This is a genomic window from Candidatus Hydrogenedentota bacterium (genome assembly GCA_019695095.1).
Lineage (GTDB): Bacteria > Hydrogenedentota > Hydrogenedentia > Hydrogenedentales > SLHB01 > JAIBAQ01.
On record JAIBAQ010000121.1, the window covers coordinates 1 to 18,674 of the forward strand.

15 protein-coding genes are annotated in these 18,674 nt (G+C 58.2%); 9 read left to right on the top strand and 6 right to left on the bottom strand.

Annotated elements, in window-relative coordinates; translation table 11 throughout:
- The first annotated feature begins 396 nt into the window (after positions 1-396).
- The 9 genes from K1Y02_17730 to K1Y02_17770 all read left to right on the top strand — a co-directional run bounded on the left by K1Y02_17730 (position 397) and on the right by K1Y02_17770 (position 8,771).
- Entirely contained in the window at positions 397-855 is a 459-nt protein-coding gene (locus tag K1Y02_17730) for a DUF494 domain-containing protein (GenBank protein MBX7258207.1), read from the top strand.
- Between the two features lie 301 nt (positions 856-1,156).
- Positions 1,157-3,562, top strand: a complete 2,406-nt coding sequence (gene topA, locus K1Y02_17735; GenBank protein MBX7258208.1) for a type I DNA topoisomerase — start codon at positions 1,157-1,159, stop codon at positions 3,560-3,562.
- Positions 3,556-4,500 carry a tyrosine recombinase XerC gene (locus K1Y02_17740; GenBank protein MBX7258209.1) on the top strand — a complete coding sequence of 315 codons (945 nt, stop codon included), beginning with the start codon at positions 3,556-3,558 and terminating at the stop codon, positions 4,498-4,500. The genes topA and K1Y02_17740 overlap by 7 nt, the downstream gene beginning before the upstream one ends.
- 116 nt (positions 4,501-4,616) lie before the next feature.
- Positions 4,617-5,258 carry a hypothetical protein gene (locus K1Y02_17745; GenBank protein ID MBX7258210.1) on the top strand — a complete coding sequence of 214 codons (642 nt, stop codon included), beginning with the start codon at positions 4,617-4,619 and terminating at the stop codon, positions 5,256-5,258.
- 96 nt (positions 5,259-5,354) lie between these two features.
- Positions 5,355-6,308: a DUF1559 domain-containing protein gene (locus K1Y02_17750; GenBank protein MBX7258211.1), complete on the top strand. Its 954-nt coding sequence runs from the start codon at positions 5,355-5,357 to the stop codon at positions 6,306-6,308.
- A 78-nt stretch (positions 6,309-6,386) separates the two neighbouring features.
- Positions 6,387-7,118: a sigma-70 family RNA polymerase sigma factor gene (locus K1Y02_17755; GenBank protein ID MBX7258212.1), complete on the top strand. Its 732-nt coding sequence runs from the start codon at positions 6,387-6,389 to the stop codon at positions 7,116-7,118.
- Positions 7,105-7,368, top strand: a complete 264-nt coding sequence (locus tag K1Y02_17760) for a hypothetical protein (GenBank protein MBX7258213.1) — start codon at positions 7,105-7,107, stop codon at positions 7,366-7,368. The genes K1Y02_17755 and K1Y02_17760 overlap by 14 nt, the downstream gene beginning before the upstream one ends.
- Positions 7,369-7,382: 14 nt before the next feature.
- Positions 7,383-7,847, top strand: a complete 465-nt coding sequence (locus K1Y02_17765; GenBank protein MBX7258214.1) for a hypothetical protein — start codon at positions 7,383-7,385, stop codon at positions 7,845-7,847.
- A 117-nt stretch (positions 7,848-7,964) separates the two neighbouring features.
- Entirely contained in the window at positions 7,965-8,771 is an 807-nt protein-coding gene (locus K1Y02_17770; GenBank protein ID MBX7258215.1) for a hypothetical protein, read from the top strand.
- A gap of 920 nt (positions 8,772-9,691) precedes the next feature.
- Here the strand turns inward: K1Y02_17770 and K1Y02_17775 are convergent.
- The 6 genes from K1Y02_17775 to K1Y02_17800 all read right to left on the bottom strand — a co-directional run.
- Positions 9,692-10,765, bottom strand: coding sequence for a PilT/PilU family type 4a pilus ATPase (locus K1Y02_17775; GenBank protein ID MBX7258216.1), 1,074 nt, complete (start codon positions 10,763-10,765; stop codon positions 9,692-9,694).
- A gap of 163 nt (positions 10,766-10,928) precedes the next feature.
- Positions 10,929-12,530 (bottom strand): efflux transporter outer membrane subunit, encoded by a 1,602-nt coding sequence (locus K1Y02_17780; GenBank protein MBX7258217.1) that lies wholly within the window; start codon positions 12,528-12,530, stop codon positions 10,929-10,931.
- Positions 12,531-12,589: 59 nt separating this feature from the next.
- On the bottom strand, positions 12,590-15,727 hold the full coding sequence (locus K1Y02_17785) for a multidrug efflux RND transporter permease subunit (protein ID MBX7258218.1): 3,138 nt from the start codon (positions 15,725-15,727) through the stop codon (positions 12,590-12,592).
- Between the two features lie 9 nt (positions 15,728-15,736).
- A complete protein-coding gene (locus K1Y02_17790; protein MBX7258219.1) occupies positions 15,737-16,987 on the bottom strand; it encodes an efflux RND transporter periplasmic adaptor subunit in 1,251 nt (416 codons plus the stop codon).
- A 176-nt stretch (positions 16,988-17,163) separates the two neighbouring features.
- Positions 17,164-17,712, bottom strand: a complete 549-nt coding sequence (locus tag K1Y02_17795) for a TetR/AcrR family transcriptional regulator; helix-turn-helix transcriptional regulator (protein ID MBX7258220.1) — start codon at positions 17,710-17,712, stop codon at positions 17,164-17,166.
- Positions 17,713-17,902: 190 nt separating this feature from the next.
- Positions 17,903-18,674 (bottom strand): GTP-binding protein (locus tag K1Y02_17800; GenBank protein MBX7258221.1); only part of this gene is annotated, 772 nt, incomplete at its 5' end.

Genomic DNA, 18,674 nt, shown 5'->3' on the forward strand with positions numbered 1-18,674 from the left:
GGTTAGTACTTAGTTAAGGATTGAATGTGGGCGTGCAAATTTGGTGTGCTTTGACGTCTTTCGCGAACCAGATGCGCATGACGGCGGTGACCCGAGAGGAACCTGAGACTGGGAGCGGCTGGATCGGAAGTCCTTGCCACACGTTTGAAAGAGCTTTTGGGATGGGTTCGGTACGGCCGGTCTTCGCGGATGCACGTGTCGGTAGCCGGGCGAGCTGGACACGAGAAGGAGTGTGGCGGATCATGGCCGCCGAGCCTGTTGCCTCAAGCGGGAATCTACTGAAGCGGTAAATCGCCGATGGTACGCCGCCAAGTTGACACGAAAAGCTGGGGCACCTAGAATATGCGTCAGACGTACCCTTCGAGAGCTCGCAGGGGCGGGCCATGGGAGTGTTGAATGAAGCAATTGGTAACGAAGCTGGTGGATGTGATCCTCAAACGACTCGAGGAACAGCCAGATGCAGTGCCGACTGAGAACGGAATTCGGTCCTGGTTGACCGGCCAAGGGTACAAAAAGCGGGATATTGATGCCGCGATTAAGCTTGTAGCGCCGCGATTTCTTTCGGTTTCTCGCGAAAATGCGCTCAGTCGTGTGCCAGTCCGCACGCTGTCTTTGCTTGAGGAATACAAGCTATTGCCGGAGGCGCGCGACGCGCTTGCCCGTCTGGATATGTATGGACTCATCGATCCCTATGAGCGGGAGATGATTCTGGACCGGTTGAACCATTTCGACGGTTTGGTCGGGCTGGATGAGTTGGATTATTTGCTCTCGTGGGTCGTCTGCGGCGGACGCGACGTCGAATCTCAGCAAACGATTTTTGGCGTGCTGGAAGGCGATAGCCAGACGCTCCACTAGAAGTTGAGGTTGTCACCGAGAGACGCCCATCCTCTTGGGGTGCGGCGTCTTCGTCTTTTTCTTGCAAGCCCGCCCCGCGAAGATTCCGCTGCGGTTGGGGATTGAGCAAACGGGTGAGAATCGTTATAGTCTGCCAGACTGGTTTGGTTTCGTTTGGCACAGCACCGATTCCTGGCGGGCACTTGTGCGCTCCGCTTGGGTATTCGAGCCGCGCACGCGATGGACTGTAAGTCCGGCTAAATAATGAGTTGCGCAACCTAAATGCGCTTGTTCCGTCGAATCGAAGGAGTGTGAATACACCATGGAGAAGTGTTTGGTGGTCGTGGAATCGCCCGCGAAGGCGAAGACCATCCATCGTTTTCTTGGCAACAAGTACATTGTCCGGGCGAGTTTTGGGCATGTCCGTGACCTGCCCAAAAACGATTTGGGCGTGGACGTCGACAACAATTTCCAGCCCAAGTATGTCACGTTGAAGGACTCTCAGAAGGCCGTGAAGGCTTTGCAGGAGGCGGCCTCCAAGGTCGACCTCATTTTGCTTGCTTCAGACCCTGACCGCGAGGGTGAGGCCATCGGCTGGCATGTGGCCGAGTTGCTGAAGAAGACCAAGAAGCCTGTGCAGCGTATCGTCTTCAACGAGATCACGAAGCGCAGCGTGCGCGAAGCCACCCAGCATCCCCGCGAACTGGATCTGAATTTGGTGAACGCCCAGCAGGCGCGCCGGGTGTTGGACCGTTTAGTCGGATACAAGATCAGCCCCCTGCTGCAATGGACCATGAAGAAGGGTTTGAGCGCGGGCCGGGTACAGTCTGTGGCCGTGCGGATGGTATGCGAGCGCGAGGCGGAAATCCGCGCGTTTGTGGCGGTCGAGTATTGGACGCTCGACGCACTTCTGGAGACGGAACGCAAGGAGATCTTCACGGCGCGTCTCGCGAAGATTCGAGGCGAAAAGGCCGAGATCGGGAACGAAGCCCAGATCCAGCAGATTCTGAAGGGTCTCGAAGGTGTGCCGTTCAAGGTCAACGCCGTTGATAAGAAAGAAGTGCGGCGGCGCCCCTATCCGCCGTTTATCACGAGCTCGCTGCAGCAGGAAGCGTCACGAAAGCTTGGATTTTCGCCGCGCAAGACGATGGTGCTGGCGCAGCAATTGTACGAAGGCCTTGAGTTGGGTCCCGAGGGGCATGACGGTCTAATCACGTACATGCGTACGGACTCAACCCGCATTGCAGCGGAAGCGCTGGAAGAGGTGCGGGCTTATATTCGCGAGAATCATCCGCCCGCGATGTTGCCGGAAAAGCCCAATTTCTATGCGACGAAGAAAGGCGCTCAGGACGCGCACGAAGCGATTCGTCCCACGGTACCGTCGCGGACCCCGGAGAAGGTTGCGCCGTATCTCGATGCGGAGCAGATCAAGCTGTATACGTTGATCTGGATGCGTTTTGTGGCCAGTCAGATGGCGCCGGCCGTTCTGGATCAGACTACGGTGGATATCGAGGCGGGAGACTACGGATTCCGGGCGACGGGCAGCGTGATGAAGTTTCCGGGATTCACGTCGCTCTACGAAGAGACGCAGGAAGACAAGACCAATGGGAAGGACGGCGAAGACGCGACGGCTGGGCTTCTTCCAGAATTGAACCCGAATGACGAGCTGTCGGTTCAGGAACTCAAGCCGGAACAGCATTTCACGAAGCCGCCGCCCCGGTTCAGCGAAGCGAGCCTGATCCGGGCGCTTGAGGAGAATGGAATCGGCCGTCCCAGCACGTACGCGCCGACGATCAATACGATCATGGAGCGCGGATACGTGGCGCGCGAAAAGGGTCGTCTCACGCCGACCGAACTCGGCGAACGCGTCAACGAGGCCTTGGTGCGCGACTTCCCGGATATCCTGGACATCAGTTTCACCGCGCAGCTCGAATCGGACTTGGACCACGTGGAAGAAGGCACGCGCGAGTGGCACGACTTGATTCGCGATTTTTACGTGAGCTTCTCGAAGGACTTGACCTCCGCTCAGAAGCGTGTAATCGATGAGCGGCTTGGCGAAAATGCCGCGTGTCCAAAATGCGGCGGCGCGCTTGAGGTCGCCGAAGGGTTCTTCGGGCTCTATATGCGGTGCGTCAAGCATCCGAAGTGCGACGGGCGTGTCAGCCTGAAGCGCACAGAGGCCGCCGAACCTACGGACGAGGTGTGCGACAAGTGCGGCGCGCCCATGGTGATTCGCAGCGGACGTTTTGGGAAGTTTATGGCTTGCTCGACGTACCCCAAGTGCAAGAATACGCACAACGTCGACAAGCAGGGCAACAAGGTGGAAGCGCCGCCAAAAGAGCCGCCGAAGAAGACCGACCAGAAATGCCCGACGTGCGGCGCCATGTTGTTGATTCGCAAAAGCCGCATGGGCGAAGAGTTCTACGGATGCAGCGCGTATCCCAAGTGCAAGTTCACGCGGCCAATGGAACTGGGGCTGACGTGTCCGCGTCCGGGATGCGGTGGCAATCTGGTCCCCAAACTGGCGAAACGCCGCCGCTTCATTGGATGCGACAAGTATCCGGAATGCGATTTCACGGCTTTCGGCACCGTGGACAAGAGCGTTGCGTGTGCGAAATGCAGTAATCCATGGACGATGGTGATTAAGTCCAAAAGCAAGCCGACCGTACGGAAGTGCCCGGTACCGAGTTGCGCTTTCGAGGAAGAGCTTCTTAGCGAGGAATCGTGAGCACCGCCGACGAACCTGCCATTGAGCGGTTTGTCGTCTACCTGGAGACGGAGCGGGGCTTTTCGCCGCACACAGTACGGGCCTATCTGGCGGACCTGGACCAGTTTTGCGATTACGTCGAGCGAGGCCCCGACTCGTTTGAGCGCGACCCCGAGGAACTCCACCCGCCTGCAACGTTTAAGGCGCTGGCCCGTGCGACGCGTAACGACGTGCGCGCTTTTCTGGCTCACGTGCAGACGGCGGGAGGAACGCCGCGTACGTCGGCGCGAAAACTGGCGTCTATCCGGGCCGCGTACCGCTACTTCCTGCGGTCTGGAGCGCTGGAGACCAACCCGGCGCAGGCCGTGCGATCGCCCAAGCTGGCCCGCGACTTACCCGATGTTCTCAGCATTCCCGAAGTGTCCGCGCTCTTGGAAGCGCCGGACCTTAACGACCCGCTAGGCGTGCGCGACCGTGCCGTTTTGGAGACGCTGTATTCCAGCGGCATCCGGGCCGCGGAACTGGCAGGATTGGCGATTCGCGACGTGGACTTGGTCGGTGGAACGATCCTCGTGATGGGCAAGCGCCGCAAGCAGCGCATCGCATATTTGGGAGCGCCCGCAACGGACGCCATCAACGCGTATTTGCGGGTTCGCGGCGGGTTCAATCAGCCCAAACACGAACGGCTGTTCGTCAACTTTCGCGGAGGGCCATTGACCACGCGCAGCGTGCAGCGCATCGTGGAACGTTACGTGCGCGCGGTGTTGCCGGGACGGCGCGAGGTCTCGCCGCACACGTTGCGTCATACGTTTGCCACGCACATGCTTGACGCGGGCGCCGATCTTCGGGTTGTGCAGGAACTTCTGGGGCACGAGAGTCTGTCGAGCACGCAGATCTACACGCACGTGAGCATTGACCGGTTGAAGCAGGTTTATCGCGAAACACATCCCCATGCGTAAGGTATACGTAGTACACCAAGTCCCGCCTGTATTTTCCGCCTGCCTGTAACTCTACACCCGCGTGCTGACAACTATATGTGGAGAAGCCACCACGGGCTGGTGAAGGGACTCCAACTATGAATTGGTTGACAAGCAAGCGAGTGAAGTATGCCTTGGCAGGCATCGGGGCGGTCTATGCCGTCTTATTTGTCGGCTATCTGGTGTACGCCGGCGTGACGAGCGCCACCAAACAGTCAGGGCCCTCCGAATTGGAGGCGCACCCGGAGCGCGCGGCAGAGATCAAGGCGATGCAGCGCGCTGACCAGATGCAGGAACGACTTGGCCTCAGCGACGAGCAGACCCAGCAAATCGCGGACATTCTACTGGCACAAAATGCGGAGATGCAGGGGGGGATGCCTCCATCCGGTGGCCCGCAAGGGTTTATGGAGAGGATGCAGGCGGTGCGCGAACAGATCAAAGGCGTGCTGACACCGGAACAACAGGCCGAATTCGAGAAGATGGGCCCGGGGGCAATGGGTGGCCCCGGCGGCGGCCCAGGCCGGTTCGGGATGCGCAGAGGTCAAGGGGGACCGCCTCCTGGCGGGCCCGGCGGCGAAGGTGGACCTCCGCGAGGCCCCATGGGAATGAGCGAAGACCGCCAGAAGGAACTGAAAGCTGAGATGACTCCCGAGCAACAGGAGCGTTTCGATAAGGCGATGAAGCGAATGGAGGAGCGGAGACGAAACATGCAGGGTCCTCCAGGCCCGCCCCCTATGTGACAGGCGTAGCGTAGAAAGACAGAGCATCGTTGAAACAGAACGTCTGATAGGGAAGAGGGCCGACGCATCAGAACGATGCGGGAAGGAAGTGTCATCATGAAGAAGAGTGGATTTACTCTTATCGAATTGCTGGTCGTCATTGCCATCATAGGCATTCTTGCATCCCTGCTGCTGCCCGCGTTGGCCCGCGCACGAGAAGCGGCGCGGCGGGCATCCTGCGCGAACAATCTGAAGCAGTGGGGACTTGTGTATTCGATGTATTCGGGCGAATCGAAGGGCGAGAAGTTTCCGCCGTTGGAGTTGGAACTGGGGTGCGGATTCCGCGCGTGTTTTGCATGGGGACCGCTGGTTAGTTCGGTCTATCCGGAGTACCTTACCGATCCGGCAATCATCTTCTGTCCGTCTGACGCGAGCGATAGCCTGGACAACCACCGCACTTCGGACGGAGTCCTGACGTTGGTGAACAAAGTGGAAGGAAACCGCCAAGAAGGGGTGGAGGCCATCGACGCGAGCTATACGTATGTGCCGTGGATGCTGGATCGCGTCTCCGACGATTCGCCCATGGACTTTGCCCTTCCACTCTTCATGATTGCGGACATGCTGGGACTGTCCGCGGCGGACGCAGTCGATTTCGCGGAAGGGCCCGCGCAACTTCTGAATTTGGCGCACAGCGTGATTTCGTCGACCATGCCTTTCCACATGACCCACGATCCGGAGGCATTCATGCAGGAGGCGGACAGTGATAAGACGGTCGAGGAAGGGAATGGAAACGGCGGGGGAACGACGATTTACAGGCTTCGTCAAGGGATCGAGCGATTCCTGATCAGTGATATTAACAACCCCGCGGCGGACGCGAAAGCGGCCAGCGAGATCTTTGTGATGTATGATAACGTAGCTGTGGCGACCTCGCAGTTCAATCATGTCCCCGGCGGAGGCAATGTGCTTTACATGGATGGTCATGTATCGTTTATCCGCTATCCTGGAGAAGCGCCAATCAGCAAGAAGATGGCGGGGATTATGCGGATGTTCGACTTTCATCCTCATCATTGATATGCGGGCTCGAGTGCATGGAACCGGAACCACGGATGTGTTTGGTTGATAGCTGGTGAACGGATAGAAGGGAAGGCGATGATCGCGGAGATGGGTCTCTTGGGCAGGCGAATGTACGCGCAGAACAGCTCTTTCGGAAGCGCGGCGCTCATGCCTGTTCGTGGGTGGGCTGAGGACAACGTTTGTGCGACTTCCGAGATTCCAGAGGTTAGCGGTCTGCATTTGATGGCAAATCGCGATGTCACAACGGAGAACGTCTCAGACCATGCGCTAATCCACGCGTGTTTGAAGCACGACAAGAATGCGTTTGCCCAACTGATTCAGCGGTACGAGGCTTCGGTGACCGCGATTCTGTGGCGGTTTACGAGAGACAGGGTCGTACTGGAAGAACTGGTTCAAGATACCTTCGTCGAGGCCTATTTCAGCTTGCGGCGATTCCGGGCCGATGCCCCCTTTTTCCCGTGGCTGCGGACGATTGCCACGCGCGTGGGTTACCGGAGCTGGAGAAGAGCGCGCCGCGACCGCCTTCGGAATGCCCGCTTCATGCAGTGGGGTTCGGCGGGAGAGACAGGCATTACCAAGACCGAGCCTACGGATTCCGCCGAGTATATGTACCGGGTATTGGAAATGCTGGACCCCAAGGACCGACTTGTTTTGACGCTGCAGTATTTCGAGGGGTGTTCAACCAATGAGATTGCGGAACGAATGGGCTGGTCTACTTCGTTGGTGAAGGTTCGCGCCTTTCGCGCACGCAAGCGGTTGAAGACGCTACTGCTCGAGATGGAGGATTCCTCACATGGGCGTTCATGATCCGTTGGCTGATTTCGAGCGGCTCGCGCATTGTGTGCGAGAAGACCGGCCGCCGGAGATTCATGTGGCACCGCGGGTGATGATGCGCGTGCGGGCGGCGGAGATTGCGTCGGAACGGACGTTGCGTTTTGTGGCGGTAGGCTCGTGTGTTGTGACGCCATTGGTGGCTGTGTTGGGTCTTCAACTGCTCTCGAATCTTGGGAGCTCCCTTGAAGCCCTTTTTGAAATTGTGCCGCCCATAGGGTTCTAGTCGAGGATTGTGCAATGACAGAAAGCACTGGTGAGAACGAATTCCTGGGGACGGCGCCAAGCCGCGCGTGGGTGCGCAGTCTTCTTTTCAGCCTCATGATCTTGGTGTGCGGGGCGGTCATCGGAAGCGTGGGCACGGCCTTCGTTATGCAAGACCGCGACGATCGGCCACCTAGGCATCGGCCAGAGAACATGGCGCAGTACATCGCGGACGATATGGAGCAGAAGTACGGGTTGAATCCCGAGCAGAAGCAGAAAATCTTTGCGGTCATGGAAGAGCATTCCAAGCAATTGGCGGCAATCCGGGCTGAAGTCGCGCCGCGTGTAGAAGCGGAGTTTGAAGCGGTGCGCAAGAGCGTGGAGACCATACTGACGCCGGAACAGGCGAAGGCGTGGGTTGTTGAGTACGAGAAGATGCGCGGGAAGTGGCGTCCTCGCGGCGACGCGCAGGCGCCGAAGGAAAGTCACCCTGAGAAATAGTGCATTGCCGCTCCGGTCAGAATGGAGCGTATGAAACCAGGAAGTGATAGAGGCTAGGGCAAGGTGACCGGAGTCTTTGATGACTTCCGGCAAAATCATCAAGAAGGAGGAATCCCGATGTACACTCGAACGAGAGTCAGCGGATGGCGCTTGGCGATGCTGGGTATTGGCGTCGCGGCCCTGGTCGTCTGCTCACCAATGAGTTTTGCGCAAGCTCCGGGTGGGGGCGGTCCTGGTGGACCCGGAGGACCTCAGTTTAGTCCCGAACAGATGGCAGGCGCGTGGGCAACGGAAGCGAAAGCCGTCGGCAAGGAGTTGGGGCTCGCAGACGATCTTTCCGCCAAATTGGTCGATGCTTACAAGGCGGCACGCGAGAGTCAGATGAATGCAGTCCGCGCGAAGAGGAGCGAAGCAGGCGGTCAAAGAGGACCGGGCGGAATGGAAGCGATGCGTGAACTGAATGACGCAGAAGCTGGCAAGCTCGCGACTGCCTTGAAAGCGTTCTTGAAGGAAGACCAAGTTGCCAAGGCGATGACGACGCTTGGTTCGTTTAGTTTTCAGTGGGACATTATGACGGTGGTGCTTGGTGATATGAAGCTCGATGACGCGAAGAGCGCCGAAGCGGCGAAAATTGTGCTCGCTTATATAGCGGACAGCAGCAAGCTGCGAGAGGAAGTGCGAGCGAAGACGGGTGCAGATCGCGAAGCAATGCGCGAAAGCATGCGTGAGAAGATGACGTCGCTCAAGAAGAAGCTGGATGAGGATCTTGGCAAGGTGTTGTCTGCGGAGCAGCTCAGCATCTGGAGTGAGAAGACGACGATGCGGGGCGGGCGAGGCCGTTTTGGCGGCGGGGCTGGCCCGGTGCCGGGCGCTCCTACCGCTCCTCCAGCTCCTCCAGCTCCTCCAGCTCCTGCTCCCAAATAGCCATTGAGAGAAATCTGACTGAGTAAAAAAAGGCGCTTGCCTCCAATTACGGGCGAGCGCCTTTTCCCTTGTTTTAAGTTGGCGAGTGCGAATGGTGGTTGCGATGTTGTAGTGATGAGATTGGCGCGAGAAGGACGCGATACTAAGCCAGATCCTTCGTCCGCCGGAGGCGGACTCAGGATGACAGGTGGAGCGTGATTCTTGGTCAGATACTACGTTGTCGCTTCAAGGAATTGGACGACGTGAGTTGCTTTCGCCCTTACAGGGCTCATGTTTGGTTAGGGGCGGGTACCTGGGGTTTCGGTTCGCGTCAACGACGCGAATCTCACCCCAGGCTGGAGTCTGCCGTGCCTACGGCACTCAAGAGTAAAGGCCATCCGCTTGGCTTCTGTTTCTACCACTGAAAACCGCGCTCGCGCGATCCCCCGCTCGTTATGACAGGTGGGGTGTGTGTCGATACGAGGCACAGGTCGTTGAGTAACGCCGCGATCGCCGAGCGCGGCGTGGTATACATCGCGGATTATGGGTGACGCGTGGCATGGTGCGAACCGGCTCGTCTGCGCTTACGGAATGTTGAGGTGGTCTCTTGTCGGCATAGTTGTGGCGGTGGAGAGGAGACCTGGCGGTCGCATGAAGTGACAGGGTCGGGAGACCCTGTCACAACAGAAAGGTCTCTTGCCGGCGTTGCTGTTGCGATGAGGGGAGACCTGGCGGTCGCATGAAGTGACAGGGTCGGGAGACCCTGTCACAACAGAAAGGCGTTGGTGATGCGATGAGGGGAGACCCAACGGTCGCACGAAGTGACAGGGTCAGGAGACCGTGTAACAACAGAAGAAACCCTGTCACAACAGAAAGACAGATTCCCGTTTGCGCGGGAATGACGGTAGGGGCGTCATTGCTGGTTTTCGGTGCGATTCGGATTACGCGGTGCGCATACCTTGCATGCGGAGTTTGAGGTCGCGCGGGCTTGTGCTGTTGTTGAGCGCGACTTGCGCGGAGATCTTTCCGCTCTTCCACAGATCGAACAAGGCTTGGTCGAATGACTGCATACCGTATTGTTCCATGCCTTCTTCGATAAGTTTCGTGATCTCTTTGAACGAACGTCCTTGTTCGATGAACTCGCGCACGGTCCGGTTACCGATGAGGACTTCTGCCGCGACGGTTCGGCCAACGCCTTCTTTGAGCGGAAGGAGGCGCTGAGAAATTACGGCGCGCAGCACGCTGGCCAACTGTTTGCGAATTTGCGTCTGTTGGTGCGGTTCGAAGAAGTCCATGATGCGGTTAAGGGTTTCCACCGCGTCGACGGTGTGCAAGGTCGAGAACACAAGGTGGCCGGTCTCGGCTGATGCCAAGGCCGTGCGCACGGTCTCGGCGTCGCGCATTTCACCGATGAGAATCACGTCGGGGTCTTGGCGCAGCGCACCGCGAAGGGCGTTCGCGAAGGACAGGGTGTCGTGTCCGACTTCGCGCTGGGTAATAACGGCCGTCTTGTCTTTGTGAAGAAATTCCAGCGGATCTTCGATCGTCACAATGTGAACCGGGCGAGTCGAATTGATTTCGTCGATCATGGCCGCCAACGACGTGGACTTACCGCTACCGGTGACGCCGGTCACTAACACAAGGCCGTTGACGTTCTGACTGATCTTGCGCAGTACTTCGGGAAGGCCCAGTTCATCGATGGTCTTGATCTGCATCGGGATGATACGGAGGACGATTCGTGTATCGCCATCGTCGCGGCACACGTTTACGCGAAAACGGGCGATGTCTTCGAGCATGTAGGAAAGGTCGAGTTCCATGACCTTTTTGTATTTCTCGATATCGGTTGGCCGTGCAATGGACGCGAGCATTTCCATGATGTTGCTTTCGGTGAGCTTGGGGGCGTCCTCCCGCACGAGCGAACCGTCGATCCGAAAGATCGGCGGGTTGTCGGTCTTCAGATGGATATCGGATGCGCGCTTGTTGATGGCTGTGTGCATCAGGTCGTGAAGAATCATGTACTCTCTCCCTGGCTGTCCCATGCCTTTGTAGGAATCATACCACGCTTGGAGAACGAGAAACCTGGAAGATGTGGGAACAGGACGGGTATCGAGCGGGAATTGGAAAAACGAAAAGGCCTGCCACACACAATTCGCGCAATGGCAGGCCGATGGCGGGATGCTATTTTGAAGTTGACGGCGATTGTGCCTCGGGGGCGTTGAGTTCCCAGCCGCCGCCGAGCGCCTTGTACAAAGACACGAGGTTGGTGAGCACGTAGCTCTCGCTCTGCACAAGCTGGTCTTCCGTCTGGAAGAGCTCTTGCTGCGCCTGCAGGACGTTCAAGAAGCCTTCGAGACCGCGGATATAGCGTTCGTTTGCCAGAGTCACGGCAGTTTCATTCGATTTCACGGCGTCTTCGAGTGATTTGCGCCGCACCTGTTCTTTCGAATACGAAACCAGGCCATTCTCGACGTCTTCTAACGCGAGCAGAATGCTGCGTTCGTAGGCGATTGCTGCCTGCTCTTCCCGCGCGTTCTGTACTTCGATGTTAGCGCGAATGCGTCCACCTTCGAATATGGGCAGGCGGATACTGGGGCCAAAGGACCAGATCTGGTTCGCTCCGCTCAATACACTCCCAAGCGCGTCGCTGCGGCCTCCAAACGCGCCCGTCAGCATGAACTTCGGAAAGAGGTCGGCTTGCGCTTCGCCGATGCGGGCAGTTGCGGCGGCCAGTTCTCGTTCCGCCTGGCGGATATCCGGGCGTCTCCGGAGCAGGTCAGACGGCAGCCCGACGGGGACTTCCGCGGGGGGCGTGGGCAGCTTCGCGGAGGGCTTCAGTTCTTCCATTAAGGCTCCCGGTTCGGCGCCAAGCAGGACGCTTAATCGATGGATGGACATGTCTACCTGGGTTTCCAGCATCGGTATTTGAGACTGGGTCGTCGAAAGGAGCGACTCGGCGCGTACGGCATCCAATTCGCTGCTGAGACCCGCCGTAAAGCGGTCGCGCGTGAGCTTGAGCGTTTCTTCCTGCGCCTTGATGTTCTTGTTCGTGATATCGAGCCGGTTCTGTGCGCTGCGCAATTCGATGTAGTTGAGGGCCACTTCCGATATGAGCGATACGAGCACGTCGCGGCGGAACTCGTCGACCGCTTCGATGTCGGCGTCGGCAGCTTCGAGCGCGCGGCGATTGCCGCCGAACAAATCCAGTTCCCAGCTAGCGTCGAAACCGGTCTGGAAGAGGTCAGTCGTGCGGTCCGGCGCGCTTTGTTTTGCAGAAGGAGTGAACGCCAAGTTGGTCCCGGACTGCGAGCCTGATTGCGTCGTCGTGCGCGAACTCGTGATGGAGCCGTTCTGTCCGCGGAATGTTGTCGTGCGCGTGATGCCAGTGGGTGAAAGAGACAAACCGGTGGACAGGGGGAAGCCCGAAGATTGCGTCTTCTGCTTTACGGCCTGGCTTCGCGTGTAAGAACCGGATACATCCAGCGTAGGCCAGAGCGCGGACGCGACGAGGCCCCTCGCGGCGCGCGCCTCGCGAACACGGGCTTCCGCGATGCGCAGGTCGTGGTTCTTCTGTGCGCTGCGTTCCACGAGGCTGTTGAGGACGGGGTCATTGAGCGTGGTCCACCACGTGGCTACGGTGGTGGCTCCAGACTCGCCCTTTTCCAGGGTGGCCGTCCACTTCTCTGGCATTTTGACATCGGGCCGTTTGTAATCGGGGCCCGTCATGCAGCCAGCAAGGACTGCGGTCGCGGCAATCGCGACCGCAATAACGCGCTTAGACATATTCATATGCTCCCGAGGAAACACCGTTGTTTTTTTGTGAAAGGTCATCGTGCCAGCTCCTAATCTGCCTCAACGGCGCTCTCGTCGTCGTGCTTCTTCCAGAGGCGAACTTCGCTGATACCCTGGATGATGACGAAGAACAGGGGCACAAAGAACACCGCCAAGAATGTGGCCGAAATCATTCCGCCCATCACTGTCGAGCCGATGGAGTGACGGCCGGCCGCGCCTGCACCCTGGCTGGTAACCAAGGGCAGCACGCCCAAGATAAACGCCAGCGATGTCATGACGATCGGACGAAGTCTCAGGCGCGCGGCAATCAACGCGGATTCTACGATTCCTTTTCCTTCTTCGCGCAGCTTGGAGCAGAACTCGACGATCAGGATAGCGTTCTTTGCCGCGAGTCCCACGAGCGTAAGGAGACCGATTTGGAAGTAGATGTCTGCGGCCGTATGACGTAGGTAGACGGTGACCACGGCGCCAAATGCGCCGAAGGGAACAGCCAGCAGTACGGCAAAGGGGAGCGACCACTTTTCGTATTGTGCGGCAAGCACCAGGAACACCATGACTAAGCCGAACGCGATGATGTAGACGGATTGGCTGCCTGCTTTTTCTTCCAAATAGGAGCCGCCGCTCCATTCAATGGCGTATCCCGGAGGAAGCGTGGCGGCCGCGACTTCTTTCACGCGCTGGATGCATTGGCCCGTACTGAAGCCCTGGCCCGGAGAACCAGTAATCTGCACGGATGGGAAGCTGTTGAAGCGGCTGACGGCGTTGGGCCCGGATTCCATGGACACGTCGAGAACACTGGCAAGCTCAACCATTTCGCCAGCTTCGTTTCGTACGTGAATTCGCCGGATATCGTCGGGTTTCTCGCGGAACTCCGGATCGGCCTGGATCTGCACGCGGTAAACGCGCCCGTAGATGTTGAAGTCATTCACATAATAGGAACCCAGATACGCTTGAAGCGTGTTGTAGATGTCGGCAATCGGTAGACCGAGCAGCTTTGCCCGCGTGTAGTCGAGATTGACGCGGACCTTGGGCTGGCCGATGTTCAGTACGGCGTTGACACCCATGAACATCGGGTCTTTGTTCAACTCGGCGACGAAATCGCTCGAGGCTTTGGCCAACTCCTTTATATCGCTGACGCCGCGTCCTTCGAGTTGCGCTTCGAACCCTGCGCGCAGCCCCAATCCGAAGATGGGTGGCGGGACGAATGCGAGAACGGTGGCTTCTTTCATGCTCCCAAATCGTCCGAATATGCGCCCCACGATGGCATCCGCATGATGCTCGGGGCCGGGCCGTTCGGACCAGTGCTTGAGGTTTACGAACATGGTCGCGCCGCTGGTCGTCATGGTATTGGAGAGGAGGTCCTGGCCGAGCAGGGCCACGAAGGCTTCCACCTCCGGTTGCTGTTTGAGGAACTCTTCAATCTCATGCACGACGGCGCTGGTGCGGTCGAGCGACGCGCCTTGCGGCAACTGGGCCGCTATCATGAAGTATCCCTGGTCTTCTTGCGGTACGAAGGCGGTCGGGGTCATGAGGAACAACTTGTAGGTGGTCCACAGCAAGACACCGAAAAGGGCCACGGAGATGACGCCCAATCGAATTGCCCAACGTGCCGTGGTGGTGAACATGCCTGCGAACGCGTTGAACATGCTGTCGAACCAACGGAAGATGAAGATCTTGTTGTGATTCGGTTTGAGCAGCAAGCGGCACAGGGCGGGGCTGAGGGTCAACGCGACCAAGCCGGAGATGGCCACCGAAACGGCGATGGTGACGCCGAACTGCCGGTACATGACGCCGGTACTTCCGCTCAGGAACGCGACGGGCAGGTAGACCGAGGACAGCACCAATACGATCGCGATGATTGGCCCCGTCACCTGATCCATGGCTTTGATGGTGGCTTCGCGAGGAGGCAAGTGCTCCTCGTGCATAATGCGTTCGACGTTTTCCACCACGACGATCGCGTCGTCCACCACGATACCGATGGCGAGCACAAGCGCGAAGAGCGTCAGCGTATTGATGGAGAAACCAACGAGCATCAGACCGGTGAAGGTGCCGACGATAGCCACGGGAACGGCAAGCAGCGGAATGAGCGCGGCTCGCCAGCTTCCGAGGAAGACGAGCACCACGATCAATACAAGCAGGATCGCTTCCGCGAACGTCTTGGCCACTTCTTCGATGGACACACGAATGAACTTCGTGATATCGACAGGAAGCTCGTAACTGACGCCTTTGGGGAAGGCCTTCTCCAGTTCCTTCAACGAGGCTTGAACGCCTTTCATCGTGTTCAACGAGTTCGCGCCCGGCTGAAGTGTGACTACCATGATGGCGGTCTGCTCGCCGACGAAGCGCCCCATGGTGTTGTACGCGAGCGCGCCCAATTCAACGGTGCCGACATCCTTGATTTGGACCATGGAGCCGTCTGGATTGGCGCGGAGGATAATGTTCTCGAACTCTTCCGGCGTTTTCAGGCGGCCGGGCGTGAGTACCGGGAAGGTGAACTCAAGTGTGTTGGGATTGGGCTTGTTGCCGATTTGACCTGCCGCGTATTGGCCGTTTTGTTCGCGAATAGCCTGGGCCACGTCGTTCATGGTGAGATTCTTGAGAACGAGGCGGTCGGGATTCAGCGAGATACGCATCGTGTAATCTTTTCCGCCGAATACGATTACACCGCCCACGCCGGGCACACGCTTCAGCGTATCCAGCATATAGATCGTGGCGTAGTTGCTCAGGTACAGGGCGTCGTGTTCGGGATCGTCGGAGCGCAGCGCAACGACGCCCAGGAAGTTCGCCAGCCGTTTATCGACGGTCGTGCCTTGGCGTGCCACCTCCTGGGGCAAACGAGGTTCCGCTCGCTTAAGACGGTTCTGCACTTCCACCGCCGCTATGTCCAGGTCGGCATTAATATCGAACGTCAGCGTGATCGACAAAGAACCGTCGTTGGAACTCTGCGACTGGTAGTAGAGCAGATGCTCGATACCGCTGAGTTCTTGTTCGATGGGCGTTGCCACCGACTGCATGACGGTTTCCGCGTCGGCGCCGGGATAGGTTGCCGAAATGATCACGGTGGGTGGCGCGATCTGGGGCGAGGATTCGATTGGCAAGAAGTACATCGAACCCAAACCGCACAGGACGATCACAATCGAAATGACCGACGCAAATACGGGACGGTCAATGAAGAAACGTGAAATCATGCTTCCGCCTTATTTGTTTGCCGCAGGGGCCGGTTGTTCCGTCGCGGAGGCAGGTTGCTCCGCTGCAGGAGCAGGCTGTTCGGTCGAAGGGGCCGGTTGGCCGGTTGCTTGGGCCGGCTGCTCGCCTTCCAGCAAGGGCGTAACTTCGCTGTCAGGACGGACCTTGGTCAAGCCTTCGACAATGATGCGTTCGCCGGGTTTCAAGCCGTCTTCGATGATCCAGTCGGTTCCACTCCACTCACCGGTGGTGACGACGCGCATTTCCGCTTTCTTGTCTTCTCCCACCACATAGACATAGGGGCCGCGAGGCGACTGGCTGACGGCGCGCTGCGGGACCGTGATCGCATCCGGGCGAATCCAGCCGCGCAAATGGACTTTCACGAACTGTCCGGGCTTGAGCTGGGTGAGCTTGTTCTCGAACGACGCGCGGAATTCGAGGGTTCCCGTCACAATATCAATGTCGGGAGACTCGAAGCTGATCGCGCCGCGCTGGTCATAGGCTGTCCCGTCAAAGAGGGTGATTTCGACATACGGCTGCGTGCCTTCTTCAAGCTTGAGCTTCCCTTTCTGTTCGTCGTTGCGCCATGACAAGTACTCGCGCTCCGACACCTTGAAGCTCACATACATCGGGTCGACCTGGTGCATGACGGCGAGAAGGCTATTCTGGCTTTCGTCAACGAAGCTGCCGATTTCTCTTTGCGCTTTGCCGATATATCCCGTAAGCGGCGCGATCACGTTCGTATAGCTCAGCTCGAGTTCTGCTTTGGCCAATTCCGCTTGCGCCAACTGCAGCGAAGCCTTCGCATTGACCTCTTCCGCAACCTGTTTGTCCAGATCGCTCTCCGCAATGGCACCGGGCACCTTGACCGATTTCAATCGCTTCACTTCCTGCTCCGCGAGCTTGAGGCGTGCTTGCGCTTGCTCCACCTGAGCGACGGCAATTTGCTGGTCCGCCTGAAAGGAACGCGGGTCGATGGTGAATAGCTTGGTTCCTGCTTCTACAAACGTGCCTTCCTGAAAGTCGCGTGATTCAAGGAAACCGCGAATACGCGCGCGTACCTCGACCGTTTTCGATGCCTCCGTCATCCCGACGTACTCGAAGGACACGGGTACAGTTTTACTTTCAACGACGGTGCATAGAACTTCGGGTGGAGGAGGCGGCCCTTGGCCAGGACCTTGCGGCGGGCCTGCGGCGGACCACGCCATATTTGATAGGGTTGCTGTCGCGAGAAAGAGCAGAGCTACGTATCTTATTCGCATACTTGATTCGTCCTGAAAGAAGGTTTGTTCGGAATGCCGGCATCCCCAAGGAAGCGGCTGACAACTAAAATTCTGTTGACTGCCGTTCGCACGCCGTCTCTCTATTGGTAGCAGCATGCGCACTTAAGCAGAATGACCATTCAACTGAAAGTAGTATTTCGATTACGCAGACGGATTCAGCATTCCGCTGCCACTTCGTCGGCGAATCGAAACAAGGAATCTATCAGGCGAGCTCGTTGCTCTTCAGAGAACGGAGATACCTGCATCAATTCTAGGAAGAAGAGACCGAACGTAGATAGTAGGAGAAGGGCTCGCTTTTCGTAATTCGCATACTGCGACTGCGATTCAAATCGCTTGCGGTGTACCTCTCGGATTATGCACATCAAACTGGGGTGATTCGCGACTGCCGCGAGCATTCCAACACGAACGGGCTTGTCGGCCTCGCCGCATACCAGCAAGGCCATGATCTCGGCCTTGAGCTCACTTGCGGGATCGTCTTGCATCTTCTGAATCGCCGTGTCGCGGATCTTAAGCGTACGGTCAATGAGGCGCGTCATCATACCCTCAATGAGAGCTTCCTTGTTGGGGAAGTGGTAGAGGACTCCGCCCTTGCTCACCCCCGATTTCTCAGCCACCGCATCGAGGGTTAGGTGCGCGGCGCCAACCTCGCTAACGACCCCTTCCGCGGCGTCCAAGATGATGTGCTTGCATGTAGGGCGAGCCACTTTGATGATCCCTCAAGACTAAACCGTCTAGACGGTATAGTAACGTCCAGGGCCGGGTTTGTCAAATCGAGACAGGCGATCAGAAATGAAGGTGATAATAAATATGACAATAATGCCGACACTGCTATTGTTATACCCGCGTTCGGCGGGGGGAGAGGGCTTTTGAGCGGGCGTACTGCGCTGCCTCGCACTATTTTCCGATGCAGAACTGCGAGAAGATGAGATTCAGCACGTCTTCGGGGGTGGTGTCGCCGGTGATTTCTCCGAGGGCTTGAAGGGCGTCGCGCAGGTCGATGCTAAGGAATTCGGGGGAGGCGGTGTAGTTGGAGAGGAGGCGTTCGAGGGCTTCGGCGGCGCGACGGAGGCTGTCGCGTTGGTGGATACGGGTCAGCATGCCGTAATCGGCGGAAATTGGGGTGTCTCCCAGCAGGAGTTGTCCGAGCGTGTTCTCAAGGTCCTTCAGACCGGTTCCTAACTTCGCCGACATCGCGAGGCAGGCATGGAATCCAGTTGCCCACTCTGGGGGAGCGGAAGCGGGGGGGAGGTCGCACTTGTTCAATACAATCACCGCCGGTTTGCCGAGGGCGAGCACTTCGCGGGCGAGGGATTCGTCCTCTTCCGTGTACCTCTGCGAGGAGTCGAGGACGAGCAGCGTCATATCCGCCGTGCAGAGGGCTTCGCGGGCGCGTTCCATGCCGATGCGCTCGACTTCATCGGTGGAATGGCGCAAGCCTGCCGTGTCGCTGATGCGAACCGGCACTCCTTGAATCGTGATCACTTCTTCGAGGAGATCGCGCGTGGTGCCGGGGATTGAGGTCACGATGGCGCGCGCATCGCGCAGCAGGGCATTGAATAGGCTAGACTTGCCGACGTTGGGCCGGCCGACGATGGCCAGTCCCGCGCCTTCTCGATACAGGCGGCCTACCTCGGCAGTAGCAAGCAGCTCTCGAATGCGGCGGAGG